Genomic DNA, 22,321 nt, shown 5'->3' with positions numbered 1-22,321 from the left:
CACCCGTCCGCTCGATCTCAAGCACGGTCTGGTCAACCTGACCCACGGCAGCGGCGGCCGTGCCATGGCCCAGCTGGTGAGCGAGCTGTTTGCCGCTGAATTTGCCAACGACTGGCTGGCCCAGGGCAATGACCAGGCCATCCTGCCGCCACCGGGCGCACGCATTGCCATGGCCACCGACAGCCATGTCATTTCGCCGCTGTTCTTCCCCGGTGGCGACATCGGCAGCCTGGCGGTGCATGGCACGGTGAACGACCTGGCCATGGGCGGGGCCACGCCGCTGTATCTGAGTGCCGGTTTCATTCTGGAAGAGGGCCTGCCGCTGGCCGATCTGGCGCGCATCGTGCGCTCCATGGCTGCCGCCGCACGCGATGCCGGGGTGGCCATTGTCACTGGCGATACCAAGGTGGTGGAACGCGGCAAGGGCGATGGCGTGTTCATTACCACCACCGGCGTGGGCGTGGTGGCGGACGGGGTGAAGCTGTCCGGCGATCAGGCTCGCCCCGGCGATGTGATCCTGCTGTCCGGCACCCTGGGCGATCACGGCATGGCGGTGATGTCACAGCGTGAAGGGCTGGGCTTTGCCAGCCCCATCCTGTCCGACAGCGCGGCGCTGCACACCCTGGCCGCTAGCCTGATGGCCGCCTGCCCCGGCCTGCGCCTGATGCGCGACCCCACCCGCGGCGGGCTGGCCACCACGCTGAATGAAATCGCCCAGCAGTCCGGTGTGGGCATGCGCCTGCAGGAAAACGCCATTCCGGTACAGGCCAGCGTGCGCGCTGCCTGTGAATTTCTCGGACTGGACCCGCTTTACATCGCCAACGAGGGTAAACTGGTGGCCATCTGTCCGCCAGAACAGGCCGCCGCCGCTCTGGCGGCGCTGCAAGCCCACCCGCTGGGGCAGCGGGCGGCCATCATCGGCGAAGTGGTGAATGACGCCCACCAGTTTGTCCGCGTAGCCACCGACTTTGGCGGCGAACGCCTGCTGGACTGGCTCAGCGGCGAAATGCTGCCACGCATTTGCTAGGCTGACACAGCGGCTGCGGCCATGGCCGCAGCCACCGACCCGGGCGACACAGTCCGGGCGCACAGACAATAACAACGCTTGACTGGGATAAGAACAATGCGCGCAAAACCCGCCATTTTGCTGGTGGATGACGAAATCCGCTCGCTGGAAGCACTGGAACGGACGCTGGAAGACGACTTCACCCTGTTTACCGCGCAGGGAGGCGCGGAAGCACTGGCCATTCTGGAATCGGAATTCATCCAGGTGGTGGTCAGCGACCAGCGCATGCCGGACATGAGCGGGGTGGAATTCCTCAAGCAGGTACGCGAGCGCTGCCCGCAGGTCATCCGCATCATCCTGTCCGGCTACACCGACAACGCCGACATCATCGCCGCCGTCAACGACGCCGGCATCTACCAGTACCTGCTCAAGCCGTGGCGGCCGGAATCGCTGCTGCTGACCGTGCAGGGCGCGGTGGAGCTGTTTCGCCTGCAGCAGGAAAACGAGCTGCTCAATATCGAGCTGAAAGCCTCCGAACCCTGGCTCAAGGTCAAGGTGGACAGCAAGCGCGAACAGATGCGCGAACGCTCGGCCATGGACAATATCGTGCGGGCACCGGACAGCAGCATGAGCAAGATCTGCGCGCTGCTGGCACGGGTGTCGCCGTTTGACATCTCGGTGCTGATCGAGGGCGAATCCGGCGTGGGCAAGGAATTGCTGGCACGCGCCCTGCACTACGCCAGCCACCGCCGCGACCGCCCCTTCGTGGTGGAAAACTGCGCCGCCATGCCGGAACAGCTGCTGGAAAGCGAGCTGTTCGGTCACAAGCGCGGCGCCTTCACCGGTGCCTATCAGGACCGCATCGGCCTGTTTCAGCAAGCCGATGGCGGCACCATTTTCCTGGATGAAATCGGCGAAACCTCGCCCGCCTTCCAGGCCAAGCTGCTACGGGTGCTGCAGGAGGGCGAAATCCGCCCGGTGGGCAGCCCGCGCCCGCTGAAAGTGAATGTGCGCGTGGTATCGGCCACCAACAAGCTGCTGCCGGAACTGGTGCGCGCCGGCCAGTTTCGCGAAGACCTCTACTACCGGCTGTCGGCGTTTACCGTCAGCGTGCCGCCGCTGCGCGAACGGCCGCAGGACATTCCGCTGATCGCCCAGGCCCTGCTGGAAGAAGCCCGCCATCACTATCAGCGCCCGGCGGCCCGCTTTGGCGAGGACACGCTGCAGGCACTGCGCGATTACCGCTGGCCGGGCAATGTGCGCCAGCTGCGCAACGAGATCAACCGCATGCTGGTGCTGAGCGACGACGACCTGCTGGGCGCCGAACTGCTGTCGGCCGAAGTGCTGCAAGCCGCCGCCGAAGAACAGGTGGCCGAGCTGGCTTTTCTCACGGGCCTGCCCGGCGATCTGAAAACCCGCATGGACGAGCTGGAAAAACAGATCCTGCGCGAAACCCTCACCCGCCAGCGCTGGAACAAGACCCGCGCCGCCGCCGAGCTGGGGCTGTCCCGCGTCGGCCTGCGTAACAAGCTGACCCGCTATGGCCTCGAAAAATAAACGCCTGCTGTGGCTGCAATCCGGCGGCTGCGGTGGCTGCACCCTGTCGCTGCTCAATACCGATGCCCCCAGCCTGTTCACCACGCTGGCCGACATCGGCATCGAGCTGGTCTGGCACCCCAGCTTTGCCGAGCAAAGCCTGGATGAAGCCATGCAACTGTTGCAGCGGCTGGCGGATGGCCGCGAAGCGCTGGACATGCTCTGCCTGGAAGGTTCGGTGATGACCGGTGCCGCCGGCCGTTTCCACCTGCTGCCGGACGGGCAAAGCATGAGCACGCTGATCGAACAGCTGGCCCGCCGCGCCGGCCAGGTCATCGCCGTGGGCACTTGCGCCGCCTATGGCGGCATCAGCGCCGCCGGCGACAACCTCACCGGTGCAGTGGGGCTGGACTATGCCGGCAATCATCCCGGCGGCCTGCTGGGTGGGAATTTCCATGCCGCCGGCGGCCTGCCGGTGGTGAATATCTCCGGCTGCCCCACCCATCCGGGCTGGGTGCTGGAAACCCTGGCCTTGCTGGCGGCCGACAGCCTGCAGGCCAGCGACCTCGACCCCCTGGGCCGGCCACGCTTTTACGCCGACAAGCTGGTCCACCACGGCTGCGACAAAAACGAGTTTTACGAATTCAAGGCCAGCGCCACCTCGCCCGGCCAGATGGGCTGCCTGATGGAATACGTGGGCTGCAAGGGCACCCAGGCCCATGCCGACTGCAATAGCCGCGGCTGGAATGGCGAAGGCTCCTGCCTGACCGGCGGCTACCCCTGCATCAACTGCACGGCACCGGATTTTGCCGACCCCGGCCATGGCTTCTTCAGCACACCACAGGTAGCCGGTTTCCCGGTGGGCCTGCCCACCGACATGCCCAAGGCCTGGTTTGTCGCGCTGTCCACCCTGTCCAAATCGGCCACGCCGGCACGGGTACGGCAGAATGCCACCCGCGACCGCCTGACCGTCCCCCCCTCGCTACCGAAAAAGGGCAAGGCATGAGCCGCCGCATTCTTGGCCCCTTTAACCGTGTGGAAGGGGATTTGAACATCACGCTCGATTTTGCCGATGGCAAGGTCAGTGCCGCCCGCGTCACCGCACCGCTGTTTCGTGGCTTCGAGCGGATCTTGCTGGGGCGCGAGCCACTGGACGCGCTGGCCATCGTGCCGCGCATCTGCGGCATCTGCTCGGTATCGCAATCGGTGGCGGCGGCGCATGCGCTGTCCCAGCTGTACGGCATCACGCCACCGGCCAATGGCCAGCGGGTGCTGAACCTGATCCACGCGGTGGAAAACATCGCCGATCACCTCAGTCATTTCTATTTGTTTTTCATGCCGGACTTTGCCCGCGCCGACTACCAGTCACATGCCTGGCACGGCGAAACCCTGGCCCGCTTCCAGGCCCAGCGCGGCAGCGCCGTCGCCCCCATGCTGGAAGCACGCGCCATCCTGATGCGCTTCATGGGCAGCCTGGCCGGCCACTGGCCACATACCCTGTGCCTGCAACCGGGCGGGGTAACCAAGGTGGTCAGCGCCGCCGAGCGGGTGCGGCTGCAACAATGGCTGCGCAGCTTCCGCCGCTTTCTGGAGCAGCGCACTTTTGGCCAGCCGCTGGAAGCCATCGCCGCACTGGATAGCCAGGCAGCGCTGGAACACTACCGCTTAGAGACACCAGCCGCCGACTTCGCCCATTTCCTGCACCTTGCCGCGCAGCTGCAATTACACCAGCTGGGCCGCAGCTACGACCACTTCATCGCGGCGGCAGCCTATGCCGGCCCGGACGGCCCCTGGAGCCCGGCCGGGCTGTGGCAACAGGGCGTGAGCCAGCCGCTGCCGCTGGAGCAGATCAGCGAAGACAACCACCGCAGCTGGCTGGCTGGCGATGGCCCGAGCGCCCCGCTGCACACCGACACCGTACCGCTGCCGGACAAGGCCGAAGGCTATAGCTGGAGCAAGGCTCCGCGCGTGGCTGGCCTCGCCGCCGAAACCGGTGCCCTGGCGCGCGGCCTGCTGCGCGGCGAGCCGCTGCTGAGCGAACTGGTGGCCAGTGCCGGCGGCAATGTACTGAGCCGGGTGGTGGCACGCCTCACCGAAGTGGCGCGCATCGTGCCGCTGATGGAACACTGGCTGGCGGCACTGCAGCTGGAACAGCCCTTCCAGCAGCCCTGCCCGGCCAGCCCGCAACACAGCAGCGCCGTCGGCCTGACCGAAGCCGCCCGCGGCATGCTGGGGCACTGGGTGACGCTGGATGCCGGCCGCATCAGCCGCTACCAGATCATCGCCCCCACCACCTGGAATTTTTCCCCACGCGACAGCAAGGAGCTGCCCGGCCCACTGGAAAAAGCGCTGGAAGGCGTGGACGCCAGCGACCCGCAAGCCTTGCAAGTCCAGCACATTGTCAGGAGTTTCGATCCATGCCAGGTCTGCACCACGCACTGAACGCGCCGGTCAGCTTGCCGGATGACCAGACAGCGGCGGCCGGTCAGGAGCTGGCCGAAGCGGCCTGGATCGATGTCATCCAGCGCATGGACGAGGTATACAGCGAGCTGGTGGCCTCGCAGGAAACGCTGGAAACCAAGCACCGCGAGCTGGCCGAAGCCCATCACTTCACCGAGGGCGTGCTGGCCGCCATGACCGATGTGCTGGTGGTGTGCGATACGGTGGGCAAGGTGCGCCAGGTCAACCGTGCCATGCTGCAGCTGACCGGCCATGCGGAAGACCAGCTGGTGGGGCGCGAACTGGCCGAACTGGTGGAAGACCAGCAGGCACGCAGCCAGATCGCCACCCTGCTGGCGGCAGGCCGCAGCGATGTGCAGGATGTGGAAATCGCCCTGCCCCGCCAGCAGGGTGAGCCGGTGCCGGTCACCTGGAATGTCAGCCCGCTCTACGATGGCGAAGGCCGTTACAGCGGCTTTGTCGCCGTGGGCCGCCCCATCGGCGAACTCAAGCGTGCCTATGCCCAGCTGCAAGCGGCGCATCAGGCACTGAAATCCGCCCAGGCCCAGCTGGTGCAGGCAGAAAAAATGGCCTCGCTCGGCCGGCTGGTGGCCGGGGTGGCGCACGAGCTGAACAACCCCATCAGCTTTATCCTGGGCAATGCCCACGCCATGCAGCGCTATGCCGGCAAGCTCACCCGCTATCTCAATGCCATCCACGCCCATGACCTGGGCAGCGAGACCCAGGCGCTGCGCATCGAGCTGAAAATCGACCGCCTGCTGGCCGACCTGCCCTCGCTCAGCGCCGGGCTGATGGAAGGTGCCGAGCGCAGCGGCCATATCGTGGATGCGCTGAAGCGCTTTTCCGCCGTGGAAGAAAACACCCGCCAGCGGGTGGATCTGGCCGACCTCACCCAGCGCGCCGTGCACTGGGTCAGCCGGGCCGCGCCCTTCCGGGTCGAGGTCAGCAGCAGCGGGCTGGATCAGCCGGCCTGGGTGTGCGGCTCGGCCAACCAGTTGCAACAGGTATTGGTCAACCTGATCCAGAATGCCTTCGATGCCATCGAGAAAACCCCGCAACCCACGCTGCAGCTACGGCTGGAACAGCTTGGCGACAGGGTGGAACTGGTCTTGCTGGACAATGGCCCCGGCATCAGCGAAGAGGCGTTGCCGCTGATTTTCGACCCCTTCTTCACCACCAAGCCCATCGGCAAGGGCACCGGGCTGGGCCTGTCCATCAGCTATGGCATCGTCGAGCGTCATGGCGGCACGCTGAGCGCCGACAGCCCGCTGGGTGGCGGTGCCTGCTTTACCTTGCAGCTGCCGGCCTACCGCCACTGAATCAGTCCGCGCCATGAAAAACGGCCTGCCCGCAGGCAGACCGTTTTACTTGAGCGGCGTGTAGCACATCAGGCAGACACGCGTTCACCCCACAAATCGTGTTCGCTGCAATCGACGATGTCCACCTCGACAAACTGGCCGGCTTCCAGGCCGACCGCATCATCGACAAACACCAGGCCGTCGATTTCCGGCGCATCGGCATAGCTGCGGCAAATCGCCGTGCCTTCGTCGTCGATTTCGTCCACCAGCACGGTCAGGCGCTGGCCGATGCGGGCTTCCAGCTTGCGTGCGCTGATTTCGGCCTGCACTTCCATAAAGCGTTCCTTGCGCGCTTCCTTGACGTCTTCCGGCACCTGGTCGGGCAAGTCGTTGGCGGTAGCGCCCTCGACAGCGGAGTAAGTGAAGCAGCCCACGCGGTCCAGCTGGGCTTCGCGCAGGAATTGCAGCAGTTCTTCGAAGTCTTCTTCGGTTTCACCGGGGAAGCCGACGATGAAGGTGGAGCGGATCACCAGCTGCGGGCAGATTTCGCGCCATTTCTTGATACGGGCCAGCACATTGTCGCTATTGGCCGGACGCTTCATCAGCTTCAGCACTTTCTGGCTGGCATGCTGGAAGGGAATGTCCAGATAAGGCAGGATCTTGCCGTCGCGCATCAGCGGGATCACTTCGTCCACATGCGGATACGGGTAAACATAGTGCAGGCGCACCCAGATGCCGTGCTTGCCCAGTTCCTCGCACAGCTCGGTCATGCGGGTCTTCACCGGGCGGCCATCATGGAAGCCCAGCTTGTACTTCACATCCACGCCATAGGCCGAGGTGTCCTGCGAAATCACCAGCAGTTCCTTGACGCCGGCACGCGCCAGGCTGGCGGCTTCGCGCAGTACATCGTGTACCGGGCGGCTTTCCAGATCACCACGCATGGACGGAATGATGCAGAAGGTGCAGCGGTGATTGCAGCCTTCGGAAATCTTCAGGTAAGCGTAGTGCTTGGGGGTGAGGCGCACGCCGACATCCGGCACCAGATCGACAAAGGGGTCGTGCGGCTTGGGCAGGTAGTTGTGCACCGCCGTCATCACCTCGTCGGTGGCATGCGGGCCGGTTACCGCCAGCACCGAGGGGTGGGCATTCTGCACCACGCCATCCTTGGCACCCAGACAACCGGTGACAATCACCTTGCCGTTTTCGCTCAGGGCTTCACCAATGGCATCCAGCGATTCGGTCACCGCCGAATCGATAAAACCACAGGTATTCACCACCACCAGGTCGGCACCATCGTAGGAGGAGGAAATTTCATAACCTTCCGCGCGCAGGCGGGTGAGAATCTGTTCGGAATCGCTCTGGGCCTTGGGGCAGCCAAGCGAAACCATACCGATACGAGGAGCTTTGGACATGTGGCGTAGTGCAAAAAATGAAAAACGCCAGATTATACAGCCATTTGCCACTTGATACCCAAGCATGCTTATGCGGGAAATGGCAACAGGGCACAGCCTGGCATCATCACCCGCTTCCGCCGCCATTGCGCCGGGATTTCCCGGCAAGCTGCGCCACCGCCGCACCTTGCGCAGCCATCATTCCGCCCCCGCCGGCACCCTGCCCGCCCCACCGCTGGCACAACAAAACCACGGTTTCTGCCTGATGCACCCGGCAGGCCGCAGCGTATCCAGTAAACTGACGCGATACAGATAGCCGTGTCAGCACGGCAAGAGGACGCAGCATGGAACTGAGACAATTACGCTATTTCGTCAGCGTGGTGGCACAAGGCAGCATGGGGCGCGCTGCGCTGGAACTGGGGGTGGGCACCTCGGCACTGAGCCAGCAGATCAGCCGGCTGGAGGGCGAATTGTCCACCCGGCTATTGCAGCGCACCTCCAGCGGCGTGCTGCCTACCGATGCTGGCCTCGCGTTCTGGCGGCAGGCGCAGCTGGCCATCCGCCATGCCGACGACGCCATGCGCGCCGCCCAGCTGGCGCGGCTGTCCGGCCATGTCAGCGTGGGCATGGCCCCCAGCACCACCGGCGTGCTGGGCCTGCCCTTCATGGCGGCCATGCGCCAGCGTTACCCGGACATCCGCCTGCATCTGGTAGAAAACCTGTCCGGCAATCTGGCCACCATGCTGGGCGCACGCCAGCTTGATCTGGCGGTACTGTTCCAGGAAGAGCGCACCCGGCGCTGGAGCGTGCTGCCGCTGCTGGAGGAAAAGCTGTTCCTGATCTGCCGCCGCGACCTGCCCGCAGCACCCACGCAGGACCACATCAGCCTGGCGGAGCTGGGCGACATTCCGCTGATCATGCCCAGCGGCCCGCATGGTTTGCGCGCCCTGCTCAACAATGCCAGCCACCAGGGCGCACACGCGTTGAACATCAGCGCGGAAATCGACGGCCTCTCGCTGTTGATGGATGCAGTAAGGGCCGGTTACGGCGCAACCATCCAGCCCGGTGCCGCCATTGCCCGCCTGCCGCCAGAGGAATTCCGCCTGATCGACATCACCGACGCCAGCGTCAGCCGCCCCAATCTGCTGGTGAGCCTGTCCGATGACGAGCTGTCCCCGGCCGGGCTGGCCACCCGCGTGGTGCTGCAACAGGTGGCCAGCGAACTGGCCAGCAGCGGCCAGTGGCCGGGAGCCACTGTTTACAAACGCTAAACACCTGTTGCCCGATCCGCTCTGGCGGCCGGGCTGAGGGCTTTTTACAGTCTCCGCTTGTCTCAGGGAGGCTGTACCCATGTTTGATGTTCTGATCATCGGCGGCGGCAACGCCGCACTCTGCGCCGCACTGATGGCCCGCGAAGCCGGGGCCTCGGTGCTGCTGCTGGAGTCCGCCCCGCGCGCCTGGCGCGGCGGCAATTCGCAGCACACCCGTAACCTGCGCTGCATGCACGATGCCCCGCAAGACGTGCTGGTGGAGGCTTATCCGGAAGAAGAATACTGGCAGGACCTGCTGCGCGTGACCGGCGGCCAGACCGACGAAGCGCTGGCCAGGCTGGTGATTCGTGCCAGTGGCAGCTGTCGCGACTGGATGCGTCGTCACGGTGTGCACTTCCAACCCTCGCTGTCCGGCGCGCTGCATACGGCTCGCACCAATGCCTTTTTCATGGGCGGCGGCAAGGCACTGGTGAATGCCTACTATCGCAGCGCGGAAAAACTGGGCGTGGTGATTCGCTACGACAGCGCGGTGGAGCGGCTGGAATTGCAGGATGGCCGCTTTGTTGCTGCCGAGCTGGCTGGCGGCGAGCGCATCAGCGCGCGCAGCTGTGTGCTGGCGGCTGGCGGTTTCGAGTCCAACCGCGAATGGCTGCGCAGCGCCTGGGGCCAGAACGAGCAAGGTGACTGGCCAGCGGACAACTTCCTCATCCGTGGCACCCGTTTCAATCAGGGCGTGCTGCTCAAGTTCATGCAGCAGGCCGGAGCTGACATGGTGGGCGATCCGTCACAATCGCACTGTGTGGCGATTGACGCCCGCGCGCCGCTGTACGATGGCGGCATCTGCACCCGGGTGGACTGCGTGTCGCTGGGCATCATGCTCAACCGCAACGCCGAGCGCTTTTATGATGAGGGCGAGGACTTCTGGCCCAAGCGCTATGCCATCTGGGGGCGGCTGGTGGCACAACAGCCGCAGCAGATCGGCTATTCCATCATCGACTCCAAGGCCATTGGCCGTTTCATGCCGCCGGTATTCCCCGGCAACAAGGCCAATACCCTGCCGGAGCTGGCACGCCAGCTGGGGCTGGACGAGGCGCGTTTTGTCGACACCATCCAGCGCTACAACGCCGCCTGCCAGGCCGGGCAGTTCGACCACACCGTGCTGGACAACTGCCACACCAAAGATCTCACCCCGCCCAAAAGCCACTGGGCGCTGCCGCTGGATACCCCGCCTTACTACGGCTACGCGCTGCGCCCCGGCATCACCTTTACCTATCTGGGCCTGAAAACCAATGCCGATGCCGCCGTGCACTTTGCCGGCCAGCCTAGCCCCAACCTGTTTGTGGCCGGTGAAATGATGGCCGGCAATGTGCTGGGCAAGGGTTATGTGGCCGGTATCGGCATGGCCATCGGTACTGCTTTTGGTCGTATTGCCGGCAGCCGTGCCGCCCAGGCTGCCGCGGCTGCTGCAAAAGGAATCTGACATGCAACAACTCACCCGCCTGATTGACGAGGCGCAACAACTGGCCGCCGGCCAGCCAGCTTCACTGCTGAACAGTGCCGAAGCCGAAGTGGCACGCGACCTGCAAATCTGTAATGCCTGCCGCTATTGCGAGGGGTTTTGCGCAGTGTTTCCCGCCATGACCCAACGGCTGGAATTCGGCCAGGCTGACATCCATTACCTGGCCAATCTCTGCCACAACTGCGGCGCCTGTCTGCATGCCTGCCAGTACGCACCGCCGCATGAATTTGCCGTCAACATTCCCAAAGCCATGGCCCAGGTGCGCCAGCAAAGCTATACCCGCTTTGCCTGGCCGGGCGCGCTGGGGCGGCTGTATCAGCATGCCGGGCTGACCGTGGCACTGGCACTGGCTGGCGGCCTCGCGCTATTCCTGCTGCTATTGCAGGCACTGGCCCCGGCAGTGAACAGCGGCAATTTCTACGACTACTTCCCGCACCATCTGCTGGCCGGGCTGTTCGGCCCGGTATTCGGCTTTGCCGTGCTGGCGCTGGGCATGGGTGTGCGCCGCTTCTGGCGTGACATCAGCCCGCAAGCGCCGGATGTACCGGCGGTGCTGGATGCCGGACATGCGGTGGCCACGCTGAAGTATCTGGATGGTGGCCACGGCCAGGGCTGCAATAACGCCGACGATGCCACCACCCTGTGGCGGCGGCGCTTTCACCACTTCACCTTCTACGGCTTCCTGTCCTGCTTTGCAGCCACCATCACCGCCACCGGCTACCACTATCTGCTGGGTCTGCCAGCCCCTTATGCACTGAACAGCCTGCCGGTGCTGCTGGGTATTGCGGGTGGTATCGGACTGCTGATTGGCCCGGCCGGTCTGCTGTGGCTGAACCTGCAGCGCGACCCGCAGCATGGCGACATACAACAACGCCCGATGGACCGCGGCTTCATTGCCCTGTTGCTGCTGACCAGTGCCAGCGGCCTGCTGTTGCCGTTTGCCCGCCACAGCCATGTGCTGGGCAGCCTGCTGGCCGTGCATCTGGGCGTGGTGATGGCGCTGTTTGTCACCCTGCCCTATGGCAAGTTCGCCCACGGCATTTTCCGCAGCGCGGCCTTGCTGAAATGGGCCATCGAGAAGCGTCAACGCCGCTGACCGTCCATCAGTAAACATTCAGAAAAGCAATAAATACAACGCAACAGATGCAACAAAGGAGAGTACGCATGCAACAAGCGCCAGAGCGCCAGCACCCCGCCCAGTCCCGACTGGGTGCGGTACTGCGCGTGACCAGTGGCAATTTTCTCGAACAGTTCGATTTCTTTCTGTTCGGTTTTTATGCCACGTATATCGGCAAGGCATTTTTCCCCACCAGCAGCGAGTTCGCCTCGCTGATGCTGACTTTTGCTGTCTTCGGTGCCGGTTTCCTGATGCGCCCGCTAGGTGCCATCGTGCTGGGCAGCTATGTGGACCGCATCGGCCGGCGGCAGGGGCTGATTGTCACGCTGGGCATCATGGCCTGTGGCACGGTGCTGATTGCCTTTGTGCCGGACTACAGCCAGATCGGGCTGGCCGCGCCCTTGCTGGTGCTGCTGGGCCGACTGCTGCAGGGCTTTTCCGCCGGGGTGGAGCTGGGAGGGGTGTCGGTATACCTGTCCGAGATTGCCACGCCGGGCCACAAGGGCTTTTATACCAGCTGGCAGTCGGCCAGCCAGCAAGTGGCCATTGTGGTGGCGGCGGCCATCGGCTATGGCATCCAGCAATGGCTGAGCCCGGCGCAGATTGCCGCCTGGGGCTGGCGCGTGCCGTTTTTCATCGGCTGCCTGATCATCCCGCTGATTTTCCTGCTGCGCGGCTCGCTGCAGGAAACCGATGCCTTCCTGGCGCGTCATCACCGCCCCAGCCTGCGTGAAATCTTTGCCACCATCGGCCTGCACTGGCGCACCATTGTGGCGGGCATGTTTCTGGTTTCGCTCACCACCACGCTGTTTTACTTCATCACCGTCTACACCCCCACTTTTGGCAAAAGCGTGCTGCACCTGAGCGCGCAGGACAGCCTGATCGTCACCCTGTGCGTGGGCCTGTCCAATTTTTGCTGGCTGCCCATCGGCGGTGCCCTGTCCGACCGCATTGGCCGCAAGCCCTTGCTGCTGGGCATTTCGCTACTGGCCTTGCTGACCGCCTACCCGGCCATGGCCTGGCTGGCGGATGGGCCCAGCTTTATCCGGTTGCTGGCCGTGCTGCTGTGGTTCTCGTTTTTCTTCGGCATGTATAACGGTGCCATGGTGGCGGCACTGACCGAGGTGATGCCGGTGTATGTGCGCACCGTGGGCTTTTCGCTGGCCTTCAGCCTGGCCACCGCCATTTTCGGTGGCCTGACCCCGGCGGTATCCACCGCGCTGGTGGAAATGACCCACAGCAAGAGTTCACCGGCCTGGTGGCTGCTGTTTGCTGCGCTCTCGGCCTGCGTGGCCACGCTGCTGCTGTTTGCGCCGCGGCGGCATCAGCCTGCGGACTGACTGGGCATCCCAGACGCAAGCCAGGCAGGGCCTGGCTTGCGCCCACCCATTTCCCAGAGCGCCACTGCGGCACCTTACACGGCCCAGAATGCTGGAGGCGCTGCCCTGGGGTCTGCGGTATCCGCAGCGGGCGCCAGGATAGGAAGCGCGGGCCGCGACTGCAAACCGCAGGCTACAAAAGAAAAAGCCCGTCTGGTAACGGGCTTTTTCAGCATGCTGGGTCGATCAGGATTTGCCTGCATCATCCTTGCCGGGCGGCACATAGCCCGGGAAAGTGAAACCACTGAACAACTGTTTGGTTTGTTCCTGCATGCGATTCTGCATTTCCAGGAACATGCCGGTGCTCTGTTCCATATAACTGGACATGACATTCTGGATCGCCGGCCCCTGCAGCTTCATGAATTCGCCCCACATGGTGGTGTTGAACACTGCCTTGTCGCCATACATGGCGCGGGTTTGCTCCTGCAGCTTCTGCTGCATCTGCCCGAACAGCTGCAGGTTCTTCTCCAGGAAGGGCCCCATCATGCCCTGCATGGCCTGACCATAAAAGCGGATGAACTGTGTCAGCACTTCGTAGCTGAACATCGGCATGCCGCCATTCTCCTCCTCCAGGATGATCTGCAGCAGCACGCTGCGGGTGATGTCATCCTGTGATTTGGCATCGACAACCTGGATATCCACGTTCTCGAGCACCAGTTGTTTCACGTCTCCCAATGTGATGTAGGAACTTGTCGCCGTGTCATACAGGCGGCGGTTCGGGTACTTCTTGATGACCCTTTTTTCAACACTCATGTAACACTCCCGGATTATTGTCGTTGGTGTTGTGCACCCGCAATTTATCATAAATACAACAAGCTAGAGCAAAACTTCTATCCCCCTCGCGCAGTGCATGCTACATTTCGCACTTATTGTGCAGTGCAATATAAAACAAGAAAAAAAATCACAGTCAACACAGAGCTTGTCGGTCTTTTCTACGAAATCCAATGATGAGGGTTAAAAACATGTTCAATACCAACGATCAAATCAGCAAAATCTCCCTGTCCGGCTTTGAAGCCGCCCTGCGTGTTGCCCAGATCTCCCTGGACAGCGCCGAGCGCCTGGTCAAGCTGAACCTGGAAGCCTCCAAGCAAACCCTGGAAGAAAACGTCAAGGTCGCCAAGGCTCTGGCCGGTGCTGGCGATGCCCAGGAAGCCCTGAACCAGTTCAACCAACTGGCCAGCCAATCCGTGGACAAGGCTGTTGCCAACTCCCGCAACGTATACGAAATCGTATCCGCCGCGCAAAGCGAACTGTCCAAGCTGGCTGAAGAAAACCTCGGCAGCTTCAACAAGAACCTGATCACCGCACTGGAAGGTGCTGCCAAGAACGCCCCGGCAGGTTCCGACAATGCACTGAACGCCGTCAAGACCTCGCTGGCTGCTGCCGCTGCTGCCGTTAACAGCTTCAGCAAGGCTGCCCAGCAAGTTGCCGAATTCACTGACAGCAGCATCAAGGCTGCCAGCAGCGCCACTGCCGATGCAGTGAAGACCGCCACCAAGCGCGCCTGATTCACGGCTTCGCCTGCTGCAAAACCCCGCTTTGGCGGGGTTTTTTGTTTTGCATGATGCAAGCTGGCCGGCGCAGGTTTACAATTCTTTCTTTGAGTTCCAGCAAAGACCACGGGTTCAACGCATGAAAATCAGCAGCAACTTTGACGCAGGCAGCATCGAAATCGTTTCCATGGAGAGTTTCGACGACATCCAGCTGCGGATTCCCCATGACAATGCCGCGGACTTTGCTCAATGGTTTTATTTCCGGCTACAGGGCGCCGCCTATCAGGCTTGTACGCTGCGCTTTCTCAATGCCGGCGAATGCGCCTATCCGGAAGGATGGACTGATTACGAGCTGATGGCATCGTACGACCGCATCAACTGGTTCCGCGTACCTGCTCATTTTGACGGCCAGGTCATGACGGTTGAACATGTGCCGCTGGCCAATAGCGTGTATTACGCCTATTTCGAGCCCTACTCCCACGAGCAGCACCTGAATCTGCTGGGGCAGGCGCAAGGATCGGGCCTGTGCCAGATTCATGACCTGGGCTTTACCGTACAGGGCCGCGACATCAATTTGCTGACCATTGGCCATGAAGTCGAGTCTGATCTGAAAATCTGGGTAACCGCGCGCCAGCACCCCGGTGAAACCATGGCCGAGTGGTTTGTCGAAGGTTTCCTTAACCGCCTGCTCGATCCGCTGGATGCCACTTCGCGCGCCCTGCTGGACAAGGCCACCTTCTACGTGGTGCCCAATATGAACCCGGATGGCTCCATCCTGGGCAATCTGCGCACCAATGCCGCCGGGGCCAATCTCAATCGCGAATGGCTGGCACCATCGCAGGAAACCAGTCCGGAAGTACTGGTCGTGCGCAACAAAATGCTGGAGACCGGCGTTGACCTGTTCCTCGACATCCACGGCGATGAAAAACTGCCCTATGTGTTTGTCGCCGGAACAGAAGGCGTTCCTTCTTACAACGAACGCATCCGCCAGCTGGAAGACAAGTTCAAGCACTACCTGATGGTGGCCAATCCGGACTTCCAGGATGAATTTGGCTACGACAAGGATGCGCCGGGATCGGCCAATCTGAGCCTGGCCACCAACTGGGTCGGTGAAAACTTCAAATGCCTGGCCTTTACCCTGGAAATGCCGTTCAAGGACAATGCCAACCTGCCGGATGACGACTATGGCTGGAATGGCCAGCGCAGCCTGCGCATGGGCGAAGCGGCACTGACCCCGATCTACGCGGTGATCAACGAACTGCGCTGATCACCCTGCAGCCAGCAAAAAGCCGGAATCGCGATTCCGGCTTTTTTGTTTTCTCTGCCTGCAGCACTCACATGGCCAGTGGCAATCTTTCCAGCGCCTTCACCAGTTCGATTTCGGCCAGACACCAGTCGCTGCCTTTTTCCAGCACCTTGCCCAGCGCAATCTGAAAGTGTTTGCCGCGTGCCGTCATGTAATACTGCCGGCCCAGGGTATACACCGAAATCGGCATGATCAGGGCATTGATGTGCCGCCCTCCGCGATCAAAAGGCACAAACAAGGCGATATGCCCGGCCAGCCACACCATGTCGGGGGGCAAGGTGGGATCGATCAGCTTGCTGTCGGTTGGGCGAATGGAGGCCGCCACCGGTCGGGTACACAGGGTCTCCACCCCCAGATAGATGCGCTCCCGCTGATTGGCCCGTTTGACCCGGCGCACCAGCCCCAGGCTCCAGTTGGCACTGTCCACATCGCGATAGCCTACCAGGCTGCCCAGTGTCACCCACTCATTGCCCAGCGAGTCCAGCGTCACGCCAAGGCCGCTCTGGCTGACATTCTCGACCGACCAGCGCAGGAACTCGTCGCGCAAGGGTTGTGCCGCCGGCGTCGCATCACCGGTCATGGTCAGCGGAGCCAGCGCCAGCGTGCTGCGATCACGCTTGCGGCTGGTGACAAAGCCATAGATGCGAATATTGGCGGCATCATCAAAACTGTCGTTATCGGTATGCCGCGCCTGCGCCTGTATGGCCTCATCCGGCTGGCGAATCAGCCGGTGCAGGGTTGACAGGCGATGCGCCACTTCCAGATTGCGGTTTGTCACGGCAACCCGCTCGGCCCGCTCGAAGCGCATCGGCTTGGCCGACCATTCACGACACAGCATGTGCAGCAAACCGGCATCAATGCCAGGCTCGATCAATGGCTTGAGTTCCGGTGGTACCCGCCCGCCTTCCATCACCGTGGCCCAGCTATGGATGATTTCCACCATATTGGCGGTACTCCAGAAACGGGCAGAATCACTGACAAAGCTGGGATTGGCACGTGCGGCTGGTTTGGCCTCGGCCAGTGTCACGGCAAAGCTGGCCTCTTCATCATATTGCGGATGCAGCGACATGCGATTGGAAACCAGGCATAACAACTGGTAGGAGAAATTGAATTGGCGCAGGCTGAGATTGCCACTACTTAACAAGGACAACATCAGCATGATGAGGTATTGATCCTGCACCGTCGTACCGGGGCTGTCCTCTCCGAATAAAAACACCGGAGTCGAGTCAATACGTCGCTGCTCTGCCAGGCGATAAAGCTGATTTACATTCAGCCAGAAAACATCATCCGGAGTGAAATGCCGCAGGTATTGCCAACGGGCGAACTCACCAAAAAAATGCATCATGCGTACCAATACCAGGGGCAGCATGGCACGGATCCGCTCTTCTTGCTGCATGTCGGTATCAACCGACAAGGCCCGCTGATAAAACTCGAGAAACTGCTTGCCATAAGCCAGTATCTGCGAACGCAACTGCCCTTCCAGCACCTTGGGCATACGGGAATTCATGAAATATTGCGTGCACAGGTTTTCATGCAGCGGCTGGATTTCCAGATTGAGCGTCAACACGGCATCCAGCAAATCCGCCGTCACATGGGGAGACAGCGCATTGACCTCGGCCAGCATCTCGGTAATTCTCTCGTGCGCAGCCGCGCCATACTCTTGCTTGAGAGTATCGGCATAAACCTTGGCAGCAGCAGCATTGGCCAAAGGATCTGACTTGTTCTTTGAGCCTCGGGAGAAAAAGTCCAACATGGCGTAACTTTCAGTCTGTCATCATGACGGGATCAAGGCGAACCCGGAGCTTGCGCTAGTCGGCCCTACCAGTATTTATACAAGCCGGCAAATCAGCAAGAAGAACTTGTGCCACAAAACAAAAAGCGCCCGTGCAGGCGCTTTTTGTCAGGCACTTGGAAGACAGTGTCACATCAGATAGCGAGATCTTCAAGCGTTTTGCCAGCATTCAGCAGTTCTTGTACCCAAACCGGCTTGCGGCCGCGACCAGTCCAGGTCAGTTCGGCATTTTCCGGATGACGATACTTGGCTTCAACCGGCTTGCGTACGGTGGCACCCACCTTGCCCAGCACCTCTTCCACGCTCAGACCATAAGCTTTTGCCAGCTCGATGATCTGCTTCTTAGCCTTGGATTTTTCTTCAGATTCACGACGCTTGATTTCGTTTTCAACGTCGCCTTTCAATGCTACCAGTTCAGTAAAACTCAGATTGCTGATATCCATTTTGCCGCCCTTATTATTCAGTTGGAGAACCACTGATTCAATTTAGCCAAAAGCCCATCGACTAGTCAAGGCAATGTGGTTAAATTTCAGCAAACAAGGCAACAGTTTATTCATCCTGAGTAGGATATGGCAATGCCAGAGGCTCCAGCGCATTGATATATTCAGCCTCCAGATAAATACCCTTATCCCAGCATGCCGACTGCACCACGACCAAAGCCTCATACTCGCACTCTGCCACCTGACAAATAGCCGCCACCATCCCGATGGACTGTTCAGGCAGCTCCGGGCTGAATAACTTGCTGCCAACCGCAGCAAATCGGGCCAGCCGGGCTTTGTATAAGCGCCGCTTGAGCTTACCCAGATATTGGGTACGCGCCACAATTTCCTGGCCTGGATAACAGCCCTTTTTAAAGCTGACGGCGCCAATGACTTCCATATTTGCCATTTGCGGCACGAACTGTTCTTGGGTGGCCAGCGTCACCCAGGCAATGCCCGCATCAATATCCCGAATCGCCCAGGCAGCAGCAGACACGGCAACCGCATCCACCGCCTGCAGCAATGCCGGCAATGTTGAATCAATCACCGGATAGACAAGATAACCACCCTCCGGCAAGGCTATCGCAATATCTCCACCCTGCTGCATCACCGTGAGCGGCTGCGGCTGTCGCAGCGTGAAATGGGCTTCCACTACTTGCTCCAGCCTTGCCCCGCGCACACCAGCCACTTGCACCTCTGGTGCATCCAGCAAAGCGACTTTTACTTTGGAACGCATGACAAACATGGTCAGACGCTTGGCAATGGCAGCAGCAATATCCGCCGACAGCAGCAGGAAATAACTGTCCTCATGCTGCCAGATAAGAAAGCTGGCCAGCATGCGGCCCTTGGCGGTGGAATAGGTGCTGAATTGCGCATGGCTTGCCGTCACGTCCCGGATATCGGCAGAAAACTGCCCCTGCAGAAAGCTTTGCGCATCCTCGCCCGTCACCCGGATGATTGCCAGGTTATCCAGCAGTGCAAGCGCATTGCCGGTACGCACGGCAGCGACTTGCGCCAGAAAATCGGAAAACGACAGCCGCCCTTCCTGGTCGATCTGTCCCTGATTCTTGTCTACCCACGACTGCCACAGCTGGTTCATGTTGCGATACCTGTGATTAAGCACACTAAATTAGTCAAGAATTTTACTTTTTTCAGCTGATTACTGCCAGCACCACCACATGCCGGGAATACATGCTGCGGTGATATTCTTTTTGCCTCATGCACTTAACCAACACACGCTCTGCAGCGGTTTAAAAAGCTGGCATTTTCCATGGGCAAAGCGTTGACAGGCCTGATTACCATCGGTATAGTTCGCACTCTCTTGGATGTTCCCTGATAGCTCAGTCGGTAGAGCGACGGACTGTTAATCCGCAGGTCGCAGGTTCGAGCCCTGCTCGGGGAGCCAAGACCCTACAATTTGTTGTGCATTGCCGGTTATTCCCTGATAGCTCAGTCGGTAGAGCGACGGACTGTTAATCCGCAGGTCGCAGGTTCGAGCCCTGCTCGGGGAGCCACTCCTACAATGCCAAGCCAGTTTATTCCCTGATAGCTCAGTCGGTAGAGCGACGGACTGTTAATCCGCAGGTCGCAGGTTCGAGCCCTGCTCGGGGAGCCAGACAAAAGCCCGCTTTGATAGCGGGCTTTTTGCATTGCCATTGCCGCTTCCTTTTGACAAGACCTCGCTTTCTCGCAAAGAATCGTCTGACTATCACAGCGGTTTATTCGTGCTAAAATAAGCATTGATTAACTCTGTATTAAACAATAACCATAGGATCAGCCATGTCCATTCTGAAGGAATTCAAGGAATTTGCTGTTAAAGGCAATGTCATCGATCTGGCCGTCGGTGTGGTCATTGGCGGTGCGTTCGGCTCCATCGTCAAATCGCTAGTCGACGATGTCATCATGCCCCCCATTGGTCTGCTGGTCGGCAATGTCGATTTTGCCAACCTGTTCTTTGTATTAAAGGAAGGCGCCAAGCAAGCCGGGCCTTACGCTTCGGTGGCCGCTGCCAAGCAGGCAGGTGCGGTGACCATGAATATCGGCCTTTTCATCAATTCGCTGGTCAGCTTTACCATTGTGGCCTTCGCCATCTTCATGCTGGTGAAGGCCATCAACAAGCTCAAGCGCGAGGCGCCGGTTGAAGCAGCCCCGGCAGCAGCCACCAAGGAATGCCGCTACTGCCTGTCCTCCGTGCCGGAGAAGGCCAGCCGCTGCCCTTGCTGCACCTCGCAGCTGGATTGATGCACTGGTGCAGGTTCCGATAAAAAAAAAGAGGCCGTATGGCCTCTTTTTTATTTACTGCCTGACTGGCTTTAGCGCCGGCCTTTTTTCTCCAGACCTGCTGCCTCCAGCAGACTGCCGGGATCAAAGCCCAGGCGCAGCGCACCCCAGTGCCTGCCATCGATAAACACCGGCAGCGTCAGTTCAGACAAAATCTCGCCGGTATCGCGCATATAGGTATGCAGCAGGAAGGGCTCGGTATTGCGCGCCGACTTGAGGCCGGCCGGATCAGCAAAAATGCGCTTGTCACGACTGTTGACCAGATCTTTTTGCTCATCACCAGTCAGGGGCTGGCTATACCAGCTGTTATGGGTAGGCGCATAGCCATTGTTGTCGACCAGCAGGCAGAAGCGCCCTCCCACCACATCCCGCACCAGACTGTCGTAATGCGGCTGTACCAGACCGGCCAGCTTCTCGTCATAGGCCGTATGGTATTTGCTGGGTTTGCTGCCGGGGATGGGCTGGTAGCGCTGATCAAACACATTGACGCCGGCTTTTTGCTGCTGCTGCAACACGCCCTGCAACTGATCGCGCATATTGCGCGCCAAGCCTATCATGCGGTCAAACTCACCTTCGCCAATCACGAAGCGCGATACCATTTCCTGCACCTGCTCGGCCACGCCGGACAATTCGTCGGCAACCTGCTCGGTATGGTTGAGGCGTTCGGTTACCTGCTGGCCCAGATCGTGAATTTCCGATACATGGCGGTTTACCTGGCGATTGGTTTCGGCGAAATCTTCCATGGTGCCGGCGATTTGCGTCAGACTGCTGGCCGTGGCTTCGAAATCACCCATCATGCGGCCAAAGTGCTGCGAGGCACGCGATACCACTTCGCGCGCCTGATGGGTTCCGGCCGTGATTTCGTTGGTTTCCACCTGGGTATCCGACACCAGCCCGAGCATGCCGTCGATATTGCTGGATATTTCGTCGGTAGCCTTTTTCACCTTTTCCGCCAGCTTGCGCACTTCGTCGGCCACCACCGCAAAACCACGACCGCTCTCGCCGGCCCGTGCTGCTTCGATGGCCGCATTCAGTGCCAATAGATTGGTCTGGTCGGAAATATCCTTGATCAGATCGACAATGGTCTTGATGCTGGCCGAGCGCTGACTCAGGTCCTCTACCGTTTCGTTGAAGTGACCGACTTTCTGGCTGATGTCATAGATGCGGTCGGCCACCGTTTTCAGCTCATCGTAAGACTCGCGTGCCACGTCCAGATTGGACAGGGTGGACACGGAAATGCTTTGCGTCTGACCGGTGACCTGATTGATGCCGGTGGTGGTCTGATCGCTGGCATCGCGCACGCGGGTGGCGAATTCATCCTGGCGTACCGCACTCCCCAGGGATTCACTGACATTCTTGCGCGTACGCGCGGAATCCATGGCGATACGCACGGTCATCAGCCGCACATTGCTGATGATTTCGCGCATTTTCAGTTGGAAGCGATTATAGGAGACGGAAACATCGCGGATTTCATCATAGGTGATGGCCGGGATATCGCGTGACAGATCCCCCTCGCCGGCGCCAATCTCATTGAAGATGCCGATAATCATTTTCAGCGGCCGCACGATAAGGTAGCGCAGATACCAGACCATGAAGCTGGTAAAGGCCAAACCCAGCACCCACAGACAGCTGCCCCAGAAAATGGCGCTGTCGATACTGGACAGGATGTGGGTGGAGACGGTACTGGGGACCGCCGGATTATTCAGCTGGCCACGAATGTCGGTCAACACCAGATATGAATAAGCCAGCATGATCAACTGGAACAGGCTCAAACAAAAGAAACTGCACAATTTCCTGGTCAGGGTATTGAAAAACGTTTTTTCGACCAAGGCATATACGCGCCAGAACCAATCCATGCTCTCTCCTTACGACCTGCTGATATTGCTTGTTATATGTTTAAAGCGGGCGCTACATTTTTACCTGAAATCTGTGAAATAACCAATCCCAATTGCAATAAAAATGACCATTATCAAGCTCCTCACTCAGCCATTTCA

18 protein-coding genes and 3 tRNA genes are annotated in these 22,321 nt (G+C 60.5%); 15 read left to right on the top strand and 6 right to left on the bottom strand.

The features are described from left to right. The 5 genes from hypE to JHD64_RS15040 all read left to right on the top strand — a co-directional run. On the top strand, positions 1-1,027 hold a 1,027-nt coding region (gene hypE, locus JHD64_RS15060), incomplete at its 5' end, for a hydrogenase expression/formation protein HypE (protein ID WP_233170523.1). A gap of 96 nt (positions 1,028-1,123) precedes the next feature. Then, positions 1,124-2,563 carry a sigma-54 dependent transcriptional regulator gene (locus JHD64_RS15055; RefSeq protein WP_110313510.1) on the top strand — a complete coding sequence of 480 codons (1,440 nt, stop codon included), beginning with the start codon at positions 1,124-1,126 and terminating at the stop codon, positions 2,561-2,563. Then, entirely contained in the window at positions 2,547-3,548 is a 1,002-nt protein-coding gene (locus tag JHD64_RS15050) for a hypothetical protein (protein WP_199053866.1), read from the top strand. Before JHD64_RS15055 ends, JHD64_RS15050 begins: the two co-directional genes overlap by 17 nt. After that, entirely contained in the window at positions 3,545-4,984 is a 1,440-nt protein-coding gene (locus JHD64_RS15045) for a nickel-dependent hydrogenase large subunit (protein WP_199053864.1), read from the top strand. The genes JHD64_RS15050 and JHD64_RS15045 overlap by 4 nt, the downstream gene beginning before the upstream one ends. Then, a complete protein-coding gene (locus tag JHD64_RS15040) occupies positions 4,960-6,321 on the top strand; it encodes a sensor histidine kinase (RefSeq protein ID WP_199053863.1) in 1,362 nt (453 codons plus the stop codon). The genes JHD64_RS15045 and JHD64_RS15040 overlap by 25 nt, the downstream gene beginning before the upstream one ends. Before the next feature lie 68 nt (positions 6,322-6,389). On the opposite strand, the gene rimO is transcribed toward JHD64_RS15040, so the two are convergent. Next, complete coding sequence (rimO, locus tag JHD64_RS15035) at positions 6,390-7,712, bottom strand: 30S ribosomal protein S12 methylthiotransferase RimO (RefSeq protein WP_199053861.1); 1,323 nt, start codon at positions 7,710-7,712, stop codon at positions 6,390-6,392. Between the two features lie 323 nt (positions 7,713-8,035). On the opposite strand from rimO, the gene JHD64_RS15030 reads away from it, so the two are divergent. From JHD64_RS15030 to JHD64_RS15015, 4 genes are all read left to right on the top strand, one after another. After that, positions 8,036-8,962 carry a LysR substrate-binding domain-containing protein gene (locus JHD64_RS15030; protein WP_199053859.1) on the top strand — a complete coding sequence of 309 codons (927 nt, stop codon included), beginning with the start codon at positions 8,036-8,038 and terminating at the stop codon, positions 8,960-8,962. Positions 8,963-9,041: 79 nt separating this feature from the next. Beyond that, complete coding sequence (gene tcuA, locus JHD64_RS15025) at positions 9,042-10,442, top strand: FAD-dependent tricarballylate dehydrogenase TcuA (RefSeq protein ID WP_199053857.1); 1,401 nt, start codon at positions 9,042-9,044, stop codon at positions 10,440-10,442. Position 10,443: 1 nt separating this feature from the next. Continuing rightward, positions 10,444-11,577 (top strand): tricarballylate utilization 4Fe-4S protein TcuB, encoded by a 1,134-nt coding sequence (gene tcuB / locus JHD64_RS15020; RefSeq protein WP_199053855.1) that lies wholly within the window; start codon positions 10,444-10,446, stop codon positions 11,575-11,577. 68 nt (positions 11,578-11,645) lie between these two features. Next, positions 11,646-12,938 (top strand): MFS transporter, encoded by a 1,293-nt coding sequence (locus JHD64_RS15015; RefSeq protein ID WP_199053847.1) that lies wholly within the window; start codon positions 11,646-11,648, stop codon positions 12,936-12,938. A gap of 225 nt (positions 12,939-13,163) precedes the next feature. Here JHD64_RS15015 and phaR read toward each other — a convergent pair whose 3' ends face one another. Continuing rightward, on the bottom strand, positions 13,164-13,730 hold the full coding sequence (phaR, locus tag JHD64_RS15010) for a polyhydroxyalkanoate synthesis repressor PhaR (RefSeq protein ID WP_059286019.1): 567 nt from the start codon (positions 13,728-13,730) through the stop codon (positions 13,164-13,166). A gap of 209 nt (positions 13,731-13,939) precedes the next feature. On the opposite strand from phaR, the gene JHD64_RS15005 reads away from it, so the two are divergent. Further along, positions 13,940-14,485: a phasin family protein gene (locus tag JHD64_RS15005; RefSeq protein WP_059286018.1), complete on the top strand. Its 546-nt coding sequence runs from the start codon at positions 13,940-13,942 to the stop codon at positions 14,483-14,485. 124 nt (positions 14,486-14,609) lie between these two features. Beyond that, positions 14,610-15,737, top strand: a complete 1,128-nt coding sequence (locus tag JHD64_RS15000; RefSeq protein WP_059286017.1) for a M14-type cytosolic carboxypeptidase — start codon at positions 14,610-14,612, stop codon at positions 15,735-15,737. A gap of 67 nt (positions 15,738-15,804) precedes the next feature. Here the strand turns inward: JHD64_RS15000 and JHD64_RS14995 are convergent, their stop codons facing one another. The 3 genes from JHD64_RS14995 to JHD64_RS14985 form a co-directional block, all read right to left on the bottom strand. Next, entirely contained in the window at positions 15,805-17,484 is a 1,680-nt protein-coding gene (locus tag JHD64_RS14995; protein WP_233170522.1) for a hypothetical protein, read from the bottom strand. Positions 17,485-17,702: 218 nt separating this feature from the next. Next, a complete protein-coding gene (locus JHD64_RS14990) occupies positions 17,703-18,011 on the bottom strand; it encodes an H-NS family nucleoid-associated regulatory protein (RefSeq protein WP_059286015.1) in 309 nt (102 codons plus the stop codon). Between the two features lie 106 nt (positions 18,012-18,117). After that, positions 18,118-19,146 carry a folate-binding protein YgfZ gene (locus tag JHD64_RS14985; protein ID WP_199053843.1) on the bottom strand — a complete coding sequence of 343 codons (1,029 nt, stop codon included), beginning with the start codon at positions 19,144-19,146 and terminating at the stop codon, positions 18,118-18,120. A gap of 230 nt (positions 19,147-19,376) precedes the next feature. Between JHD64_RS14985 and JHD64_RS14980 the strand changes: the two genes are divergently transcribed. From JHD64_RS14980 to mscL, 4 genes are all read left to right on the top strand, one after another. Then, a tRNA-Asn gene (locus JHD64_RS14980) sits at positions 19,377-19,452 on the top strand. Between the two features lie 33 nt (positions 19,453-19,485). After that, positions 19,486-19,561: transfer RNA gene (locus tag JHD64_RS14975), tRNA-Asn, on the top strand. A 25-nt stretch (positions 19,562-19,586) separates the two neighbouring features. Further along, positions 19,587-19,662: transfer RNA gene (locus tag JHD64_RS14970), tRNA-Asn, on the top strand. A 164-nt stretch (positions 19,663-19,826) separates the two neighbouring features. Next, entirely contained in the window at positions 19,827-20,288 is a 462-nt protein-coding gene (gene mscL / locus JHD64_RS14965) for a large conductance mechanosensitive channel protein MscL (RefSeq protein ID WP_199053841.1), read from the top strand. A gap of 71 nt (positions 20,289-20,359) precedes the next feature. Here the strand turns inward: mscL and JHD64_RS14960 are convergent, their stop codons facing one another. Beyond that, positions 20,360-22,078, bottom strand: a complete 1,719-nt coding sequence (locus tag JHD64_RS14960; protein ID WP_233170521.1) for a methyl-accepting chemotaxis protein — start codon at positions 22,076-22,078, stop codon at positions 20,360-20,362. Between the last annotated feature and the right edge of the window lie 243 nt (positions 22,079-22,321).

Origin of the sequence: Aquitalea sp. ASV15 (genome assembly GCF_016429115.1) — a bacterium.
Classification (GTDB): Bacteria; Pseudomonadota; Gammaproteobacteria; order Burkholderiales; family Chromobacteriaceae; genus Aquitalea; species Aquitalea magnusonii.
This window is presented reverse-complemented; position numbering and strand designations above follow the sequence as displayed.

Coding starts and splice junctions, on each gene's coding strand:
- JHD64_RS15015 (WP_199053847.1), top strand. CDS start 11,646: ATGCAACAAGCGCCAGAGCGCCAGCACCCCGCCCAGTCCCGACTGGGT.
- rimO (WP_199053861.1), bottom strand. CDS start 7,712: ATGTCCAAAGCTCCTCGTATCGGTATGGTTTCGCTTGGCTGCCCCAAG.
- JHD64_RS15030 (WP_199053859.1), top strand. CDS start 8,036: ATGGAACTGAGACAATTACGCTATTTCGTCAGCGTGGTGGCACAAGGC.
- JHD64_RS14990 (WP_059286015.1), bottom strand. CDS start 18,011: ATGGATATCAGCAATCTGAGTTTTACTGAACTGGTAGCATTGAAAGGC.
- JHD64_RS14960 (WP_233170521.1), bottom strand. CDS start 22,078: ATGCTGGCTTATTCATATCTGGTGTTGACCGACATTCGTGGCCAGCTG.
- tcuA (WP_199053857.1), top strand. CDS start 9,042: ATGTTTGATGTTCTGATCATCGGCGGCGGCAACGCCGCACTCTGCGCC.
- tcuB (WP_199053855.1), top strand. CDS start 10,444: ATGCAACAACTCACCCGCCTGATTGACGAGGCGCAACAACTGGCCGCC.
- JHD64_RS15040 (WP_199053863.1), top strand. CDS start 4,960: ATGCCAGGTCTGCACCACGCACTGAACGCGCCGGTCAGCTTGCCGGAT.
- JHD64_RS14985 (WP_199053843.1), bottom strand. CDS start 19,146: ATGAACCAGCTGTGGCAGTCGTGGGTAGACAAGAATCAGGGACAGATC.
- JHD64_RS15000 (WP_059286017.1), top strand. CDS start 14,610: ATGAAAATCAGCAGCAACTTTGACGCAGGCAGCATCGAAATCGTTTCC.
- JHD64_RS15050 (WP_199053866.1), top strand. CDS start 2,547: ATGGCCTCGAAAAATAAACGCCTGCTGTGGCTGCAATCCGGCGGCTGC.
- JHD64_RS15045 (WP_199053864.1), top strand. CDS start 3,545: ATGAGCCGCCGCATTCTTGGCCCCTTTAACCGTGTGGAAGGGGATTTG.
- mscL (WP_199053841.1), top strand. CDS start 19,827: ATGTCCATTCTGAAGGAATTCAAGGAATTTGCTGTTAAAGGCAATGTC.
- JHD64_RS15055 (WP_110313510.1), top strand. CDS start 1,124: ATGCGCGCAAAACCCGCCATTTTGCTGGTGGATGACGAAATCCGCTCG.
- JHD64_RS15005 (WP_059286018.1), top strand. CDS start 13,940: ATGTTCAATACCAACGATCAAATCAGCAAAATCTCCCTGTCCGGCTTT.
- phaR (WP_059286019.1), bottom strand. CDS start 13,730: ATGAGTGTTGAAAAAAGGGTCATCAAGAAGTACCCGAACCGCCGCCTG.